This is a genomic window from Streptomyces sp. NPDC001970 (assembly GCF_053594115.1).
The window spans coordinates 232,313-250,185 of sequence record NZ_JBSFDW010000005.1 but is presented as its reverse complement, the minus strand read 5'-3'; the positions used below and the strand labels follow the sequence as shown (position 1 = coordinate 250,185).

Sequence of the window (17,873 nt, the reverse complement as noted above, 5' to 3'; positions counted from 1 at the left end):
TCGGACGATCAGTCTTCTGCACCTTCGCCGTGCACGACGCCGTGGACGACGCCGTGCACACCGCCCGCACCGCGGACGCCGACGAGCGGTCCGACCCCGGCCGAACCAGCGCCGAGCAGGCCCTGGCCGCCCCCCTCCTGCTGCGTGAGGTACGCCATCAACTCGCCGGATGGGAGCCGGGCTTGATCGACGCCGCACGTGCAGCGGGTGCCGGCCGGGCCGACCTCACCGAACCGCGCGGCGTCATGAGCCGCCAGGCCGCCGAACGCCGCCGCCTGCGGGTACGCCCGGGAGCCGACGGCACCCCCGGCGAACAGCGAGTCAAGGCCACCTGCGTCCGCCGCGCCGCCGACCGCACCGTCACCGCCTGGGCCCGCAGCAACGCCGCGGCCCTGCGTCACCTTGCCGGCCAGATCACCTCCCTCACCGACCTCCCCGCCGAGGCCCGCACCACGATCGTCCGCCTCACCCCCGCCCTCGCGGACGGCAACGCCGCCAACCACGTCGGCCCCCTGACCGACACCGGCCCGCATCTGCGACGCCACCACCCCCAGGCAGTTTCGTTCGGATCAACGGGTGGATCAAAGGGGCATCGGGGAGCGCGGTGAGTTGGGGCGACGTCATGGCAGCGGTACGGAACGTCGCCGTGGACTGCGTCTCGGTGCGACAGGGAGACGCGCGTCACATTCGGCCATGTCACAGCTTGCCGAGCTGTTCCGTCCAAGAGGTGTAACCACCGACAACGACAAAGGAGTGCACCATGGAAGCTCGGTTGAACCTCATGGCCAGTCCGGTCGCAGCCAAGTTCGGGAAGCACATCGTCGCTGCGAGCCAGGTGCTCGCGGACTCGACGCTGCCCGCCGCGACGCGCGAACTGGTGATGCTCCGCGCCAGTCAGATCAATGGCTGCGGTTTCTGCGTCGACATGCACACCAAGGACGCCGCGCACGCCGGGGAGACCTCGACACGCCTCAACCTGGTCGCGGCCTGGCGGGAGGCCAAGGTGTTCACCGATGCCGAACGCGCCGCCCTGGAGCTGACCGAGCAGGGCACCCGCACCGCCGACGCGGCCGGTGGCGTCACCGACGAGGTCTGGGCGAATGCCGCCAAGCACTACGACGAGGACCAGCTTGCCGCCCTGGTGTGCACCATCGCCCTCATCAACGCGTTCAACCGCGGAAACGTCATCGTCCAGCAGCCCGCCGGCGACTACCAGCCCGGCCAGTTCCACTGACGCGACGGCCGTGGCCGCCGGTGTCGTCCGGCACCAACAGCAGCACACACGCCGGGCACCGCTTCGCGGAGTCCGGGGTGTTGTTCTGGTCCGCCCAGCGGTCCGACTGATTCCAAGGCGTCGGCCGGGACGGTTCCGTTCTGGAGCTGGACGGGCGCTACGTGCCGGTCGTCGACCAGGAGATGCTGCTGTGGGAGGAAGTCCGCGAACCGCGGCCCGCGCCCCGGTCCGTGCTCGACCTCGCGACCGCTGCCCCGACACCGCTCGTCCCCGCGCCGCGTAGTGCCCCCGCTGACGCTGCGGTGGAGGGGATATGGGCCAGCGGGTACGACGCGTTCTGCCTCACGGTTGCGCAGGATCTGGACGAGGGCCACATGGACGGGCCCGACGCGGCGGTGGCGCCGAGGGCTGCGGCCGCCTGACGCCGACAAGGCGGACGGATAATCGAGTGCCCGGCACCGGCCCCGCTCACTACACTCGGCTTGCGCGCTGACACGACATCACAGCGCGCGTTTCGACGAGCGAGGGGAGCCGGGCCGTGCGTCACCGCACCGCTGTCGCCGTTCCCCGGTCACGGTTCGACGTGATCCTGATGTCTTCCTGTGCCCGGTGTCGGCTGCGCGGCCGCCACCGGACGTCCGTGACGAACACCTGACTCCTGACTGCCCGTCCGGTCGGCCCGGTGAGCTCGGCGCCGCGGTCGTGTCCTCCCCGTGCCCTCGTGGTGCCGTGCCGTCGCGCCGCATCAGCGGCTTCCTGGATGGCCTCGGTTCAGAGGACCCTGGCGGATCCCGACCGCTTGACCTCAGGCCGCCCGCCGGGCCGCCCTCGAGCTGTCGTCAGGCCGTTTCGTCCGGGAATCGCGCTGCCCAGTTCTCGAACACCCTGAAAGGCCATGGGCCGTGCGTACCACCAGGCAACGCCATACGACCAGTCCGCTGACCCGCGTCCGGAACCTGGGCATCCTCGCCCACGTCGACGCCGGCAAGACCACCGTCACCGAACGGATCCTGTACGTCACCGGCGCCACCCACAAGCGTGGCGAGGTCCATGACGGAAACACCGTCACCGACTTCGACTCGCAGGAGCGCGACCGCGGAATCACCATCTTCGCCGCGGCGGTGAGCTGCGTCTGGGACGGACACCGGATCAGCCTGATCGACACGCCGGGCCACGTCGATTTCTCCGACGAGGTGGAGCGCTCGCTGCGGGTGCTCGACGGCGCGATCGCGGTCTTCGACGCCGTTGCGGGCGTCGAGCCGCAGAGCGAGTCGGTGTGGCGGCAGGCCGACCGGCACGGAGTGCCGCGGATCGCGTTCGTCAACAAGCTGGACCGCGCCGGTGCCGACCTCGACACGGCGGTCGCGTCGATCAGGGAACGGCTCCACGCCGTCCCGCTGGTGGTCCAGCTGCCGATCGGTCGGGAGGACGAGTTCACCGGGGTCGTGGATCTGCTGCGTATGCGCGCGCTGGTCTGGGGCGCCGGCCGGGACACGTACGAGGACGTCCCGGTGCCCGAAGACCTCCGCGAGGAGGCGCACCGGCGCCGCCGGCTGCTCGAGGAGGCGGTGGCGGAACTGCACCCGGTCGCTCTGGAGGAGTTCTGCGCGGAGTCGACGGTCTCGGCGCGGACTCTGGCCGCGGCACTGCGCGACCTCACCCGTCGTGGCGAGGGCGTGGTGGTGCTGTGTGGGTCGGCCTATCGCAACCGCGGGATCGAACCGCTGCTGGAAGCCGTCGTGGCCTACCTCCCCTCACCCCTGGACGTGCCGCCCGTACGGGGCACTTCGGGCGGCACGGCGCAGGAACGGGCCGCCGACCCGGCCGCGCCGTTCGCCGCGCTGGTGTTCAAGGTCAGCTCGACGGCCACAGGGAGGCTGACCTTCCTGCGTGTGTATTCAGGATCGATCGAGAAGGGAGACGCGGTGCTGGACGTGGGCGCGCGCCGCACCGAGCGGATCGGCCGGATCCTGCGGGTCCAGGCGGACCGGCACGCCGACGTGGGCCGGGCGGTGGCCGGGGACATCGTCGCCGTCGTCGGGCTGAAGGCCGCCCGTGCAGGGGCCACTCTGTGCACACCGGCAGCTCCGTTGCTCCTCGAACCGCCGACGGTGGCCGAGCCTGTCGTCTCCGTGGCGGTCGAGGTCCGCAGGAGCCTCGACGCCGACCGGCTGGCGTCGGCGCTGGCCCGGGTGGTCGAGGAGGATCCCTCACTGGCGGTTCGGGCCGACCCCGAGACCGGCCAGACGGTGCTGTCGGGGCTGGGCGAGCTGCATTTGGAGGTCGCGGTGGAGAGAGTCCGTCGCGCTCACGGGCTGGAGGTCGTCGTCGGCCGACCGCAGGTGGCCTACCGGGAGACGGTCGTCCGCGGTGTGTCCGGCCTGGTGTACCGGCACGTCAAGCAGGACGGCGGCGCCGGTCAGTTCGCCCATGTCGTGCTCGACGTGCAGCCGCTGCCGCCTGCCGGCGGGCGGCCCGATGGCGACGACGCGGAGGGCGGAACTGGGCACTTCGAGTTCCGGTCGACCGTCACCGGCGGACGCGTGCCGCAGGAGTACATCCGGGCGGTGGAGGCCGGTTGCCGGGACGCCCTGGCCGAGGGGCCCCTCGGCGGTCACCCGGTGACCGGGCTGCGGGTCACCCTGACCGACGGGGCCACCCATGCCAAGGACTCCTCGGAGATGGCGTTCCGGACGGCAGGCAGGCTGGCGCTGCGGGAGGCCCTGCGCGCCGGCCTGATGGCGCTCCTGGAACCGGTGGTCGAGGTCACGGCCACCGTGCCCGACGACGCCGTGGGCGGAGTGCTCGGCGACCTGGCGGCACGCCGCGGCCGGGTCTCGGGCTCGACCGCGCGGGCGGGCACAGCCGTGATCACCGCAACCGTGCCGCTGGCCGAGCTCTTCGGCTACGCGTCCCGGCTGCGCGGCCGGACCCAGGGCCGGGGCACCTTCACCACCCGGGCCACCGGCTACGCGCCCGTACCGGCAGCGGTGTCCGACGGGCTGCTGTCGACGTAACTGCACCTGACGGCCCCGTCCGCAGGCGGCGGAGCGATTCCGACCGCCTGCGGACGGGCCGTCACCGGCCACGGGACGTCCAATTCCGTTTACTGAGGGCGGCGTTGGACCCCACGTCGGCCGCAGTTGAGAACGTGGGGGAGGAGGCCGTCGTGCTCTCCGGCATCGTGCGCACGGCCGCGCACCGGGACGCGATCCTGCGCGTCGCCGCGGAGGAACTGGGCGCCGCCGCTGTCCGCTCCGACCTGGTGGTGGCCTCGGCCTCCGCACCCGACCGCCCGGAGGAGCTCCCATGATCCGGGCGGCGGCTGTCGGCGACATCCATCTGGGCGAGGACTGCCGGGGCCTGCTCCGTCCCGCCTTCGACACCCTCGGGGACCGTGCGGACGTGTTCCTGCTCGCGGGCGACCTCACGCGTGACGGCACCGTGGCCGAAGCCGAGATCGTCGCCGGAGTACCGGAGAAGTGGCCGGGCTGCCGGTCCCGGTCGTGGGCGTGCTGGGCAGTCACGACTACCACTCCGACCGTGAGGCGGAGGTGACGGCGGTGGTGGCCGTTGCCGGAGTCACCGTGCTGGAGGGCAACGGCACCGTGCTGGACATCCGTGGCACGAAGGTCGGCATCGCCGGAACCAAGGGCTTCTGCGGCGGCTGTGCCGGTCGGAGCGCCGGCGAGTTCGGCGAGCCGCTGATGAGGGAGTTCGTGCGGCACAACCGTCGTAGCGCGGCGAGCCTGCGCCATGCGCTCGGAGCGCTCGCGGAAGAGGGCTGCGCCGTACGGATCGCGCGTACGGATCGCCCTGACGCACTTCTCGCCGGTGCTGGACACTCGCGCCGGCGAGCCTCCGGAGATCGTCCCGTTCCTCGGCAGCCATCTGCTCGCCGAGGTGGTGGACGAGGCCGGTGCCGACCTGGCCGTGCACGGACACGCGCACCGGGGTGTCGAGCACGGGACGACGGCGGGCGGGGTGCGCGTACGCAATGTGGCACAGCCCGTGATCGGCCGTGCATTCGCCGCCCATCACCTGCAGGGGCCGTACACCTCCTTGCACCCACAGGAATCAATATATCGGGATAAAACGGGCAACTAGACTATATGACTGTTTACAATCCCGACCCCGACCCACGAGTGACCCCCGGCCTGGAGCCCGGCGGTTCGGTGCCGCCGGGTGAGACCCCGCCCGGCGAGTCGAGCACGTCCTCCGGCGCGGGCCCGTACGAGACCCGCACGCGCGGCTGGGCCAAAGGGCCGCTGGCTGCCATTGCCGTACTGGCTCTGGTGATCGCGGCGTTCTTCCTGGTCTACGCGCTCGTCCTGCTGCTCTGAGGTGCGGACCGGGCCGCCACGGTGGCGCTTCCGCGTCGTCGGACTCGACTTCTCGGTGACTTCCGACCATGCGTTCCCGTGGCTACGGGCACAGGGGCACTCGCCGTACGCGTGGAGCGTGCTCGTCGCGGCGGCGCAGGCAACCTCGGAGGTCCCGTTGACGATCTTCGTGACGTGCCCGACGATGCGCTACCACCCGGCCGTCGTCGCGCAGAAGGCGGCGACGCCCCATCTCCTCTCGGAGGGACGCTTCACACTCGGCCTCGGCTCCGGCGAGAATCTGAACGAGCACGTCGCGGGCGACTGCCCGCCCGCCGATGTGCGGATGGACATGCTGCGCGAGGCGGTCGAGATCATCAGGGCGCTCTGCGAGGGAGGACACGTCTCCCGGCGCGGCGGGCATTTCACCGTTGACTCCGCAAAGCTCTGGGACCCGCCGGACGTGCCACCGCCGATCGGCATCGCGGTCTCCGGCGACACCTCCTGCGAGCCGGCGGGCCGGTACGCCGATCTCTTGATCGCCGTCGAGTCCGACCCCGCCCTGCCGGAGGCCTTCGGCCGGGCCGGCGGCACCGGAAAGCCGCGGGTGGGGCAGCCGACCCTTTTGCGACGACACCGACCGGGACACGGCCGTGAGCCGTGCACACGAACAGTTCCGGTGGTTCGGTCCGGGCTGGAAGGCCAACGCGGAGTTGCGCCACCCCGACTCCTTCGAGTCCGCCACCCGGTCCGTGCGACCTGGCGACGTGGCCGAATCCAACCCGAACGGCGACGACGCCCAGGAGACCGTCGAGGCGGTACGGCGTTTCGTGGATGCGGGCTTCACCGAGGTGGCACTTGTCCAGATCGGCGGCAACCAGCACGACTACCTGGAGTGGGCGGAGAAGAAGCTGCTGCCCGAACTCCGCGCCCTCGGTCGGAGACTACGCGCCCTCGGCTGAGCCGTCGAAGGAGCGGCGCCTGCGGGGCCGGACACCCCGCCGTGGTGGCCGGGTCGAGGGCCGCCGGGGTGAGTGAACGTCATGGCGGCCCGGGCCCGGCAGCACGGCATCCCGCACGACCTCGTCCCGCAGTCGGCTGCAGCAGCGGTTGATCAGCCGTGAGACATGCATCTGCGAGATCCCGAGGTCCTCGGCGATGCCGCTCTGCGTCATGTCCCGGAAGAAGCGGAGGTAGAGGATCCTGCGCTCACGGTCCGGCAGCCGGCTCAGCCGCGGTCGGACCGCCTCACGGTCGACGACGACGTCGAGCGCCCGGTCGGGCCCGCCCAGTGTGTCGGCGAGCGTGTATCCGTCCTCGCTGCCCTGCGCCTCGGCGTCGAGGGAGAGGGTGTTGCAGTTCTCGAGCGCCGCCAGACCCGCGGCGGCCCCCTCCTCCGCCATGCCCGCGTGCCGGGCGATCTCGGCAGCGGTCGGCGCACGTCCGCCCCCCGCCTGGGCCAGCTCCTCACGGGCGATACGGACCCGGACCCTGAGGTCCTGTACCCGGCGCGGCACGTGCACGGTCCAGGTGTGGTCGCGGAAATGCCGCCTGATCTCCCCGTCGATCGTCGGCACTGCGAACGCCTCGAAGGCACCACCCCGGCCCGGGTCGTACCGTCCGACGGCCTTGACCAGCCCGAGCGCGGCAACCTGGCGAAGGTCCTCCATCGCCTCGCCACGGTTGCGGAACCGCCCGGCGAGCCGTTCCGCCATGGGCAGCCAGGCGGTCACCAGATCCTGGCGCAACGCGGTCTTCTCGGGACCGTCGGCCAGGCCGGCGAGCCGCAGAAAGGCCTCGGTCGTGTCCGGAGCATCGTTGTGGGGGTGCTTCCTGCGATCATACGTTCGCATGGTCACTCTCGGCTCCCTGTGCGGGCTGACGGTGGTGGACCGCTCCGGAGCCGAACAACGCTCCCACGGGTGCGCGCCTCCGAAGCACGTGATGCGCCTGCCCGACCGCTGCACCGGCAAACGCCGGGAATGACGCGGCGGGCGGCTCGATGGCTCGTTTCATCTCCATTCGACGGCGGAATCGGATGGGCACCTCGGGGGCCGATTTCCGTATCCACGGACATCATTGGTCCCCGGGCGGGAGAGCTATCCCGTCCGGGGACCCGTTTCATACGGAGACGCGGTTCCTCACATATGCTTGCGTGCCTTTCCCTTCACCTTGTCCGCCGCTCCGAGTGCGGTTTCCTCCGCTTCTGCGGCTGCCTCGCGCGCCTTGCCCTCTGCGCGGTCCTCGGCCCCCTTCAGGCGCAGTTCCTCATCGCCTGTGACCTTTCCTGCTTTCTGCTTGGCCTTGCCCACGGTCTCCTGGGCCTTGCCGCGTATTTTCTTTCCCTCAGCGGCCACGAGAATCAGCTCCTGTGGTGATTGATACTGCTTTTCGTCCTATGTGCCTCGACTACCTCGCGCGGGACCCGGCAAACATCATTCTTCTCTTTGGTGAATTTCTCGTCGATGACGGTGGTCCCTTGCGCGGTCGAGCCGCCAGAACGGCATGGCCTCGGCTACCGGCCGGTGCGGCACACGCATTCGGCGACGACGTTCCGCAAATTCCCTGCTCGCCGCAGCAGTTCGCGCTGCACGCTTGCGCCGTTGCCACGCCGGATCAGCTCGGCCAGACCTTCCTGGACGGCAAGGACGTCACCACTGTCCTCCAACGCCTCTCGCACATGATCGAACAGAGCGTGAACGACCGCCTCCGCCGGTGCTGGTGTCATCGTGTCGGGATGGAGCAGCTGATCGTCCAGTCCTGACCGGCTCGCCTGCCAGGCAGCCGGCCGCAGTACGCCCACCCCGTGGCGGGACGGTGGTTCGCCCTCCCGCCACTGGCGGGCCGCGGTGTCCACCAGGCCTCGCGCCAGCGGCCACGAGCACCGTCGTGGAGGAGTCCAGGCACACGTCGGCGACCCGGATCTCCACCGTGGGACAGGCGTGGGAGAGGCGGGCGTCGAAATAGATCATGCCTGTGTCCCGCAGAACACCGGTCCCGATCATCTCCCGCACCAGCTCGTGATAGCGGTCGGCGGAGCCGAACACCTCCAACGGCCCTGCCGAAGGCCAGCGGCCACACATCTGGGCGCGACAGCTGCAGTACCGGCTGTCCTGGCCCTGCCGGAAGGGCGAGTTCGCACTCACCGCCAGGAGCACGGCCAGCCAGGGCCGGATGCGGTCGAGAGCGGCCACTCCCTCCTCGTCGGACACCACGGACACATGCACATGGCAGCCGCAGGTGAGCTGCTCCTGAGTCGTCAGGCCGAACTGCTCTTCCATCCAGCGGTACCGCTCGCCCGTCCCCACCTCCGGCCTGACCGGCAGGGGTGATGTGGCCGGCGTGGCGACGGCAGCGCCCTTGTCCTCCGCATGTCGCGCGGCCTGCGCACGGCACCGGGTGATCTCGCTCGCGAGCTTGCCCATGTCGACCTGCGGGTGGGTGGCGAATTCGAGCTGCTGCCGTTGCAGCTCCGCCTGGAAGCGGTCCTGTTCCCCGACGGCCTCGCGGGAGGCGGCCGCCAGCACTGCGGTGGACAGCGCTCTCGGCTCGCCGCTCTCCGCGTCGACCAGCAGCAGTTCCTCCTCCACACCCACACTTCGCCCGGCGATCGACCTTTCGCGGACCGGTACACACGCGTTGGTGACGCGCTCTCGGATGTGCCGTCCACACAGTCTTCCCTCGGGGCGAGCCCTCTGCGTGGTCCGCGAGTGTCGACGCGTCGCAAGCGTCAACTCGGCCGCGGGTGCGCCTGCGGCAGCGGTTCACGTCGGCCGTGACCCCCGGCCAGGACAGTTCTCGCAGCGGTGCCGTGCAGCGCGTCCACGATCGCCATCTGGCTTGTTGCCCGATCCATCAGTTCGTGGAGGCGCGAGTGGTCGAGATCCTCCGACTCCGTGGATGCGACGGCCAGCGCCCGCCACAAGAGGTACTTCCCCTGAATACCCATCCGCAGGGTTTCCAGCTCGACGACTGTGCTCAGCCCCGAGCGGCGATGGGCGTGGCCGTTGGGCTTGAGCCTGGCGATCTTCTCCACGGCCCAGCCTCCGTAGACCTTGTACCGGTGTGGTGCGACCTCCAGAGAACGCATGAGGTCCAGGAGGCTCTGGCGGTCCTCGGCGATGTCCTCGGCCAGGTGCTGCACCTCTGCGGCACGGGCCGAGGAGCGGTGCGCACGAGCGACGCGCCGGGACAGTTCCACTCCCGATGTGGCGCCGGCCAAGTGGTCGTTCAGGTAAATGCTCAGATATTTGTGATGCACAGGTCCTCCTCGCATTTCGCGGCGTTACGAGGCTCGCCTCGGATGGTGCGGGGACATGTGTGCGAACTCGCAGGCCCCGGCTACCAGCGATACCAGCGACCGCCGCCGCCCGCCGGACGAAGGAAGAATCCGAGCAGCCATACCACCAGCAGGATGACCGCGACCCACCAGAGCACGTCCAGTGCGAATCCCGCACCGAAAAGGATCAGCACGAGGAGCAGAACGAGGAGCAGCGGGACCATGACGTCACCTCCATGATTGCGTGTGTCCTGCGTCTGCCCTCTCTGCATTCCGCCACACGTAGGGGAATGCCACGGTCCGGGCTTTGGCCTGTACGGGACATTCATCAATCGATGCGTGCCTGGGGCCCGGAGCCGCGGGACACCGGGAAAACGATGCGCGCGGAGATCGCCGCACTCCGCCGCCCCAGGCCATCCGGGGGTGTCGCCAGGGGGAGCGCGTGCGAGAGTCGAGAGTGAAAGAAGACGCCGAACGAGTGACACGAGGTCGGCGATGGACGTATCAGGCCACTCACGGGACCACCCGCAGGACCATCTCCCGGCATGTCCGCAGGACCACGCCGCGGTGGAGGCCCGGCCGCCGGCCGCGCTGAGCGAGGAAGGGCTCAGGAAGCTCCTGGCAGGGCTCACGGCCGTACGCGACGGGGACTTCTCCTCCCGGCTGCCCGACGACGCCGGGGGCATCATGGGCGAGATCGCCGCGGTCTACAACGGCATGGTCGACCAGCTGTCGCTGGTCACCTCCGAGGTCACACGGGTCGCCCGGGAGGTCGGCGGTGAGGGGCGGCTCGGCGGTCACGCGCGGGTCAAGGGCGTCGGCGGCGTCTGGCAGGAACTCACCACCGGCGTGAACACCATGGCCGACAACCTCACCTCGCAGGTGCGGTCGATATCCCAGGTCGCATCCGCGGTGGCACGCGGAGACCTGACCCAGAAGATCCGGGTCGACGCGCGCGGCGAGATCCTGGAGCTGAAGGACACCATCAACACGATGGTCGAGCGGCTCTCCTCGTTCGCCGAGGAGGTCACCCGCGTGGCCCGCGAGGTCGGTACCGAGGGCAACCTGGGCGGTCAGGCCACTGTCCGTGGTGTGTCCGGCACCTGGAAGGACCTCACCGACAACGTCAACTCCATGGCGACCAACCTGACCAACCAGGTCCGCAACATCGCCCAGGTCACGACGGCCGTCGCCCAGGGCGACCTGACCCGCAAGATCGACGTCGACGCGCGCGGCGAGATCCTGGCGCTCAAGACGACCATCAACACGATGGTCGATCAGCTGTCGTCGTTCGCCGCCGAGGTCACCCGCGTCGCCCGCGAGGTCGGCAGCGAAGGCCGGCTCGGCGGCCAGGCCGAGGTCGAAGGCGTCTCCGGCACCTGGAAGAGGCTCACGGAGAACGTCAACGAGCTCGCCGGAAACCTCACCCGGCAGGTCCGCGCCATCGCCGAGGTGACCAGCGCCGTCGCGGAAGGCGATCTGACGCGGTCCATCGCCGTGGAGGCCCCGGGCGAGGTCGGAGACCTCAAGGACAACATCAACTCGATGGTCGAGTCGCTCCGTGCCACCATCCGTGCCAACGAGGAGCAGGACTGGCTCAAGACCAACCTGGCCCGCATCTCCGGACTGATGCAGGGCAGCAGCGACCCTGCTCAGTTCGCCACGGTCATCATGAACGAGGTGCCACCGCTGGTCTCGGCCCAGTACGGAGCGATCTACCTGGCCGAGGAGGCCGCGGACGGCAGCGGCCCGGAGCTCGTCATGGCCGCCGCGTACGGAGTGCCGGCGGCCCAGGCCGGGCCTGCCGGGGCCACAGGGCGCGACGTTCAGCCCGCCCGTTCGCCGGCCCGCTTCCGGCTCGGCGAGTCCCTGGTGGGCCAGGCCGCCCTCAGCCGCCGCACCATCGCCGTCGACGATCTGCCGCCCGGCTTCGTCACGATCTCCTCCGGCCTCGGAGCCGGGGACCCCGGCGCCCTGATCGTGCTGCCGATCGTGGTCGAGGACCAGGTGCTCGGCGTTGTGGAGCTGGCCGCGCTGCGGCCTTTCACCCGTATCCACCGGGACTTCCTCGACCAGTTCATCGAGACCGTCGGCGTCAACGTCAGCTCGCTGATCGCCCATGCCCGCACCGACGAGCTGCTGGAGCAGTCGCAGCGGCTCACCGCCGAACTGCGCGCCCGTTCCCAGGAGTTGCAGGCCCGCCAGGAGGAACTCCAGCGCTCCAACGCGGAGCTGGCGGAGAAGGCCGCGCTGCTCGCCGACCGCAACCGGGACATCGAGCGCAAGAACCTGGAGATCGAACAGGCCAGGCAGGAGCTGGAGGAGCGGGCCAAACAGCTCTCCCGCACCTCCATGTACAAGTCCGAATTCCTCGCCAACATGAGCCATGAGCTGCGAACCCCGCTCAACAGCCTGCTCATCCTGGCCCAGCTGCTCGCCCAGAACCCCGAGGGCAATCTGACCGCGAAGCAGGTCGACTACGCCGAGGTCATCCACTCCGCCGGCTCCGACCTGCTTCAGCTGATCAACGACATCCTCGATCTGTCCAAGGTCGAGGCGGGCAAGATGGACGTCCACCGCGAGCGCTTCCCGCTGCACCGGTTGCTGGAGTACGTCGAGATGTCCTTCCGGCCGCTGGCGAGCGAGCGCGGCCTGGAATTCGGGGTCGTCACAGCGGACGACGTGCCCGCCGACATCACCACCGACGAGAACCGTCTCCGCCAGGTGCTGCGCAATCTGCTCTCGAACGCCCTGAAGTTCACCGAGCTCGGCGGCGTCGAACTGCGGGTCGAGCACGCCACCGACGACGAACTCCCCGCGTCACTGCACGGCCTGCCGGTGCTCGCCTTCCGGGTCAAGGACACCGGCATCGGCATCGCGCCCGAACATCTGGACTCCATCTTCGGGGCCTTTCAGCAGGGCGCGGTCAGCACTGGCCGCTACGGCGGCACCGGCCTCGGACTCTCCATCAGCCGCGAGGTCGCCCAGCTCCTCAGCGGGGTGATCGTCGCGGAGAGCAGGCTCGGCGAGGGCAGCGTCTTCACCTTCTACGTACCCGTCGGGGGAAAACTCCCCGAGCACCCCCCGCCCGGGCTCGCCGCCCGCGAGCCCCACGGCCTGCGGTCCGTGACGGAGCGGCGGCCGGTCCACGACGGAAGCCTTGCCGGGCGCGTGGTGCTGATCATCGACGACGACGACCGGAACGTCTTCGCGCTCACCGAGATCCTGGAGGCCGAGGGGATGCACGTACTCACCGCGGCCGACGGGCGCTCGGGCAGCGATCTGCTCATCGCCCGTCAGGACGTGGATCTGATCGTCATGGACGTGATGATGTCCGGGATGGACGGTTACAGCGCCACCGCCGCCATCAGGAAGCTGCCGAGGTTCTCCGCCGTGCCCGTCATCGTCGTCACCGCCAAGGCCATGCCCGGGGACCGCGCCAAGAGCCTCGCGGCCGGGGCCAACGACTACATCACCAAGCCGGTCGATGCGTACGACCTGGTCACCCGGGTACGCAAGTGGCTCCAGCGCTGAGCGCGGATCCGTTGATCAGGAGACCCGGACGACCACCAGACTGGTGTCGTCGTCCGTGTCTCCGGTGACCGACGTCAGCAGCCGGTCCGTACGCTCGTCCAGCCCGCCCGGGCCGAGCCGCTCCGCCGCGCGTCGCAGGCTCGCCAGGCTCTCGTCGAGTCCCGTGTGGCGGCGCTCGACCAGACCATCGGTGTACAGCATCAGGGTGTCGTCCGGTGCGAGCGGTGTCACCACCTCGGCGTAGTCGGCGGACGGCACCGCGCCCAGCAGGATGTTCCGCGGCGGCTCGAGGAAGGACGCCCGGTTGTCGCGGAGCAGCAGCGGCGGCAGGTGGCCAGCGCTGGCCCAGCGCAGCGACCGGTCCACGGGGTCGTACAGGGCGCACACCGCCGTGGCCGTCGGATGGCCGTGCGTGTGCAGGGTGACCTCGTTGAGCCAGGCCATCAGCCGCGCCGGCGAGTGGCCGGTGAACGCCAGCCCGCGCAGCGCGTTGCGCAGCGAGACCATGCCGGTCACCGAGTCGATGCCGTGCCCCGCGATGTCGCCGACGGCGATCAGCACCCGGCCGTTCGGCAGCGGCAGTACGTCGTACCAGTCGCCGCCGACCCGGTACTCCTCGGCCGCCGGCCGGTAGCGGGCCGCTACCTGCAGACCGGGCAGCCGCTGGAGCACGGGCACTTCGGGGACGATCGCCTGCTGCAACTGGATGACCAGCTGATGCCGGAGCGCCGCCTGGGTCTGGGCCGCGGTCAGCCGGTCGAAGGTGGCAGTGAGGGCGATCTCGGTGTGGTGCTGCGCGGACACGTCCTGGTACACGCCGGTGATCCCGGTGAGCACACCGCCCGTCAGCAGCGGCTCCGCGGCGATCCGGACATGGCGGAGCCCGCCGTCCTCCCGCACCGCCCGGACGACGGTGTGCGCGCCCTGGCGGCGCTCGGTCAGCTCGGCCAGCAGGTCTTCCAGCCTGCCTGTCTCGTCGCGGTGGAGCCGCGGTGCCAGTCGGCGCAGCGGCACCGGGGGCGTGCCGGAGTCGAGGCCGAAGATCCGGTAGGCCTGCTCGCTCCACCGGGACGTCCCGGTGATCAGGTCGTCCTCGAACGCGGCCAGGTTCTCCAGCCTGCCCAGCACCCGCGCCAGCGCCATCCCCGGGTCGGTCGCGCCGTGCCAGAGCACCACGGTCCTGCCGGGGCCGACGGGCAGCACCCGGACGTCGTGCAGCGGTTCCGGGTCACCGGCCCTGTGCACCACGGGCAGTCTGGCCGCCCGCTGCGGAGCGGCCCACTCCCGCGCCGCCCGCTCCAGCCGCACGAGATCCGGCTCCATGGCCGGGAACACCTGGGCCAGCGGACGGCCCGCCGCCCCGTGCACATGGCCCGCCGAGTCCAGCGCCGGCCGGTTGAGATGCTCGATGTGCAGGGCCCCGGTCCCCGGCGCGGCGCAGAGGACCATCGCGGGATGCGTCATCACATCGAGCAGCGCGGCGAGTGCGGCCGGCTGCGCCGGATCGTCGGCACCCGTGTCCAGGATGCGTGCTGCGGGGACGGCCAGCGCGGTCAGGGCCCGTTTCACCGGTTCGTCGAGCTCCCTGCGGCCCGGCCAGTCGGCGAGGGCCAGTCCTGTCACCGTCCCGTACTGCCGCAGCGGTAGCAGGGCGCGGGCGGCGTCCGGGGTGGGCCCCGGCAGCCGTTCGGCACCGGGAGGACCGGCCGGAAACCACGCGGGGGCCGCCTCCCCCAGCACGCGGTGCAGCGGACTGCCCGCAAACGGAGGCACCCACTTCCAGTGCGCTGCCTCCAGTCGGCTCACCCCTGCGTGGCCGGCCAGATCCAGGCAATCCGTCTCCGTTCGCCGGAACAGCCACAGGCCGCGCACTCCGAGTGGGCGCAGGCCGCCGTCCAGGAGGGTCTCGGCGACTTCGCCGACCGTGCCGCCGGTCCAGGCGGCGGTTTCCGCCGCGGCCTCCGTACGACGCGCCCTGCGCGCCTCGTCCCGGTCCCGGTCCCGGTCCTGGTCCCGGCGTGTGTCCGCACCGCTGTCCGCGGCCGTGTCCCTGTCCCGGGCCCCCTCCCTGTCCGTTCCCGACGCGTTGAGGATGTCCGCGGCGAGATCCTCCTCGGGGACCCCGGTCGTCTCCGCGAGCTGTGTGAGGTGGTCGGCGGCATCGGACGGGGTGAGGGAGAGCTGCGCGACAAGTACGCCCGAGGCGAGGTCGAGCAGATGGCGCCGCGCAAGATCGCGGCGCAGGGCGGAGAGCTCGGCGGCGAGCTGTGTGACCGCGGCGGCCAACTGGTCGGGCGCAGGCTCGGCCCGCCCCTGATCGGGCATGGTCATCTCGTCTCCAGCGTGACGAACCGGAGTCTACTCGGGCATACCGGCCCATGTGTGGCCGCCGTACTTCACATGACCCGTCACCGACTGTGACGCCAGAGGTCCGCGCCGGCCCGCTGTGGGCTCGGTGCGCCTTCATCGGTCCCTTGGCCGGTCCCAATCATGCGCTCCACGGACTTTCACCGGATAACCGGGCGGAACCAGGGCAGGCGCGATACGTCGGCGAAGGGAGCGTGAATGCCATGGCTCAGCTGGTGAAGGACGTGATGACGACGGGAGTGCGGACCCTGCCTCCCGACGCGTCGCTCGTCGAGGCCGCCCGGCTCATGCGGGACGAGGACATCGGCGATGTGATGGTCGCCGACGACGGCCGGCTGCTCGGTGTGCTGACGGACCGGGACATCGCCGTCCGTTCGGTCGCCATGGGCCATGACCCGTACATCATGCCGGTGCGTTCCGTGTGTACCCCGGAGGTGCTCACCATCCGTCCCGACGAGGAGGCCTCGAAGGCCGTGTGGCTGATGCGGATGCACATGGTGCGAAGGCTCGCGGTGGTCGAGGACGGTCGCGCCTTGGGTGTCGTCACCCTCGGAGACCTCGCGAGGGCCCGTGACCCGGGTTCCGTCCTCGCCGGGATCAGCGCAGGCCCGCCCAACAGTGGTGCGTGAGGCGATCCGCGGCGTGCAAGGAACCCAGCCCGATCCGGTCGATCCGGGTATGGAAGGAGGCTCGGCGATGCCCCGAGGATCCAGTCCCAAGCGTGAACGTCAGTACGAGCACATCAAGGAGAGCGCGCTGGAGCGCGGCGAGAGCCCCGAGCGTGCGAAGGAGATCGCCGCGCGCACAGTCAACAAGGAACGCGCACGCAGCGGCGAGTCCGAGACCGCGAGCCGCACGTCCACGCAGGACATCTCGTCGAGTCGTCGTGGCGGACTGCGCTCCCACAAGGGCGCGCAGGGGCCGACGTACGACCAGCTCTACGAGGAGGCCAAGAGCCGCAACCTCGAAGGCCGTTCCAAGATGAACAAGGAGGAACTCGCTCGCGAACTCGGCTACTGACCGCTCCTGCTCCGTGGATCTGCGCTCAGGGCGGACCGGCCCTCATCTGCGCTCAGGGCGGACCGGCCTTCATCTGCGCTCAGGGCGGACCTGCCCTCAGGGAGCCTCTTCAGGCCTTCAGGGAGCCCCTTCAGGAGGGTCGTCGTCCGCCAGGAGCCCTTTCCGCAGCTTGGTGAGGATGCCGGCGAGCAGGCGGGAGACATGCATCTGTGAGATCCCGAGCCGCTCCCCGATCTCGGACTGCGTGAGCTCGTCGCCGAACCGCAGCGAAAGGATCGTGCGTTCGCGCTCGGGCAGGTCGGCGATCAGCGGCTTGAGGCACTCCAGGCACTCCACGATGTCCAGTGCCGGGTCCTCCGCTCCCAGCCGACGGGCGAGCGGGCTGACGGCCTCGTCGTCCTCGAGAGGCTCAATGGAGCGGGCCACATAGCCGTTGGCGGCCCGCTGGCCCTCGGCGACCTCGTCCTCGGTGATCCCGAGCCGGGCAGCCAGTTCGGCCACGGTGGGGGCGTGTCCAAGGTGCTGCTCCAGGACGTCGTACGCCTTTGCGAGGTCCAGCCGCAGTTCCTGGAGGCGCCGCGGCACGCGGACGGCCCAGCTGGTGTCGCGGAAGAAGCGCTTGATCTCGCCGGCGACGGTGGGCAGCGCGAAGGACGTGAACTCGACCTCGCGCTCGACGTCGAAGCGGTTGATGGCCTTGATCAGGCCGACCGTGCCCACCTGGACGATGTCCTCCATCGGTTCGCTGCGGCCGCGGAACCGGGTCGCCGCGAACTTCACGAGGCTCATGTTGAGCTCCACCAGCGTGTTGCGGACGTACGAGTACTCCGCCGTGCCCTCCTCCAGCGTGCGCAGCCGCCGGAAAAGGGCGGTCGACAGGGCCCGTGCGTCCATCGTGCTGATGGTGTGCGGGTCGGGGATCTCCGGAAGGTCATCCAGTGCCGCCGGCCGTTCCGGACGGCAGGCACGGACGGTGGGATCACGGGTGATCGGGAAGCTGGACATGAGAACGCGGCTCCTTCGACGGGCTGTGGCCTGCGCCGATGGCGGCGGGACCGTCCGTCGAGCTCAATCCCTTTGATACCCGTTTGTCCTTTGCTGAAGCTTTCTTTGGCTG

At 70.4% G+C, this 17,873-nt stretch carries 15 protein-coding genes and 3 pseudogenes; 11 read left to right on the top strand and 7 right to left on the bottom strand.

All coding sequences use genetic code 11. The features are described from left to right. The first annotated feature begins 29 nt into the window (after positions 1-29). From ACWCP0_RS09310 to ACWCP0_RS09275, 8 genes and pseudogenes are all read left to right on the top strand, one after another. On the top strand, positions 30-608 hold the full coding sequence (locus ACWCP0_RS09310) for a type III effector protein (RefSeq protein WP_451078236.1): 579 nt from the start codon (positions 30-32) through the stop codon (positions 606-608). 152 nt (positions 609-760) lie between these two features. Then, positions 761-1,234, top strand: coding sequence for a carboxymuconolactone decarboxylase family protein (locus tag ACWCP0_RS09305; protein ID WP_451078235.1), 474 nt, complete (start codon positions 761-763; stop codon positions 1,232-1,234). Between the two features lie 161 nt (positions 1,235-1,395). Further along, positions 1,396-1,656 (top strand): hypothetical protein, encoded by a 261-nt coding sequence (locus ACWCP0_RS09300; protein ID WP_451078234.1) that lies wholly within the window; start codon positions 1,396-1,398, stop codon positions 1,654-1,656. Between the two features lie 480 nt (positions 1,657-2,136). Then, a complete protein-coding gene (fusA, locus tag ACWCP0_RS09295; RefSeq protein ID WP_451078233.1) occupies positions 2,137-4,251 on the top strand; it encodes an elongation factor G in 2,115 nt (704 codons plus the stop codon). A 104-nt stretch (positions 4,252-4,355) separates the two neighbouring features. Further along, positions 4,356-4,547: a hypothetical protein gene (locus tag ACWCP0_RS09290; RefSeq protein ID WP_451078232.1), complete on the top strand. Its 192-nt coding sequence runs from the start codon at positions 4,356-4,358 to the stop codon at positions 4,545-4,547. Beyond that, positions 4,544-5,341 (top strand): annotated as a pseudogene (locus ACWCP0_RS09285) (metallophosphoesterase family protein). The gene ACWCP0_RS09290 and the pseudogene ACWCP0_RS09285 overlap by 4 nt, the downstream one beginning before the upstream one ends. A 5-nt stretch (positions 5,342-5,346) precedes the next feature. After that, a complete protein-coding gene (locus ACWCP0_RS09280; protein ID WP_451078231.1) occupies positions 5,347-5,577 on the top strand; it encodes a DUF6480 family protein in 231 nt (76 codons plus the stop codon). A 1-nt stretch (position 5,578) separates the two neighbouring features. After that, positions 5,579-6,518: pseudogene (locus tag ACWCP0_RS09275) on the top strand (TIGR03557 family F420-dependent LLM class oxidoreductase). On the opposite strand, the gene ACWCP0_RS09270 reads toward ACWCP0_RS09275, so the two are convergent. From ACWCP0_RS09270 to ACWCP0_RS09250, 5 genes and pseudogenes are all read right to left on the bottom strand, one after another. Beyond that, positions 6,501-7,409 carry a SigB/SigF/SigG family RNA polymerase sigma factor gene (locus tag ACWCP0_RS09270; protein WP_451078230.1) on the bottom strand — a complete coding sequence of 303 codons (909 nt, stop codon included), beginning with the start codon at positions 7,407-7,409 and terminating at the stop codon, positions 6,501-6,503. The pseudogene ACWCP0_RS09275 and the gene ACWCP0_RS09270 overlap by 18 nt on opposite strands. A 288-nt stretch (positions 7,410-7,697) precedes the next feature. Further along, positions 7,698-7,913, bottom strand: coding sequence for a CsbD family protein (locus ACWCP0_RS09265; RefSeq protein ID WP_451078229.1), 216 nt, complete (start codon positions 7,911-7,913; stop codon positions 7,698-7,700). A gap of 158 nt (positions 7,914-8,071) precedes the next feature. Further along, positions 8,072-9,167: pseudogene (locus tag ACWCP0_RS09260) on the bottom strand (glutamate--cysteine ligase). A 119-nt stretch (positions 9,168-9,286) separates the two neighbouring features. Further along, the gene (locus ACWCP0_RS09255) at positions 9,287-9,817 is read right to left on the bottom strand and encodes a hypothetical protein (RefSeq protein WP_451078228.1); all 531 of its coding nucleotides are present in this window, start codon (positions 9,815-9,817) and stop codon (positions 9,287-9,289) included. Positions 9,818-9,897: 80 nt separating this feature from the next. Further along, a complete protein-coding gene (locus ACWCP0_RS09250; protein WP_451078227.1) occupies positions 9,898-10,059 on the bottom strand; it encodes a DUF5670 family protein in 162 nt (53 codons plus the stop codon). Positions 10,060-10,330: 271 nt separating this feature from the next. Between ACWCP0_RS09250 and ACWCP0_RS09245 the strand changes: the two genes are divergently transcribed. Further along, positions 10,331-13,369 carry a HAMP domain-containing protein gene (locus tag ACWCP0_RS09245; protein WP_451078226.1) on the top strand — a complete coding sequence of 1,013 codons (3,039 nt, stop codon included), beginning with the start codon at positions 10,331-10,333 and terminating at the stop codon, positions 13,367-13,369. Between the two features lie 15 nt (positions 13,370-13,384). On the opposite strand, the gene ACWCP0_RS09240 is transcribed toward ACWCP0_RS09245, so the two are convergent. Further along, positions 13,385-15,700: a SpoIIE family protein phosphatase gene (locus ACWCP0_RS09240; protein WP_451078225.1), complete on the bottom strand. Its 2,316-nt coding sequence runs from the start codon at positions 15,698-15,700 to the stop codon at positions 13,385-13,387. Between the two features lie 239 nt (positions 15,701-15,939). Here ACWCP0_RS09240 and ACWCP0_RS09235 point away from each other — a divergent pair, with 239 nt between their 5' ends. Both ACWCP0_RS09235 and ACWCP0_RS09230 read left to right on the top strand, forming a co-directional pair. Next, on the top strand, positions 15,940-16,365 hold the full coding sequence (locus ACWCP0_RS09235; RefSeq protein WP_451078224.1) for a CBS domain-containing protein: 426 nt from the start codon (positions 15,940-15,942) through the stop codon (positions 16,363-16,365). A gap of 67 nt (positions 16,366-16,432) precedes the next feature. Beyond that, complete coding sequence (locus ACWCP0_RS09230; RefSeq protein ID WP_451078223.1) at positions 16,433-16,756, top strand: plasmid stabilization protein; 324 nt, start codon at positions 16,433-16,435, stop codon at positions 16,754-16,756. A 117-nt stretch (positions 16,757-16,873) separates the two neighbouring features. Here ACWCP0_RS09230 and ACWCP0_RS09225 read toward each other — a convergent pair whose 3' ends face one another. Then, a complete protein-coding gene (locus ACWCP0_RS09225) occupies positions 16,874-17,761 on the bottom strand; it encodes a SigB/SigF/SigG family RNA polymerase sigma factor (protein ID WP_451078222.1) in 888 nt (295 codons plus the stop codon). Between the last annotated feature and the right edge of the window lie 112 nt (positions 17,762-17,873).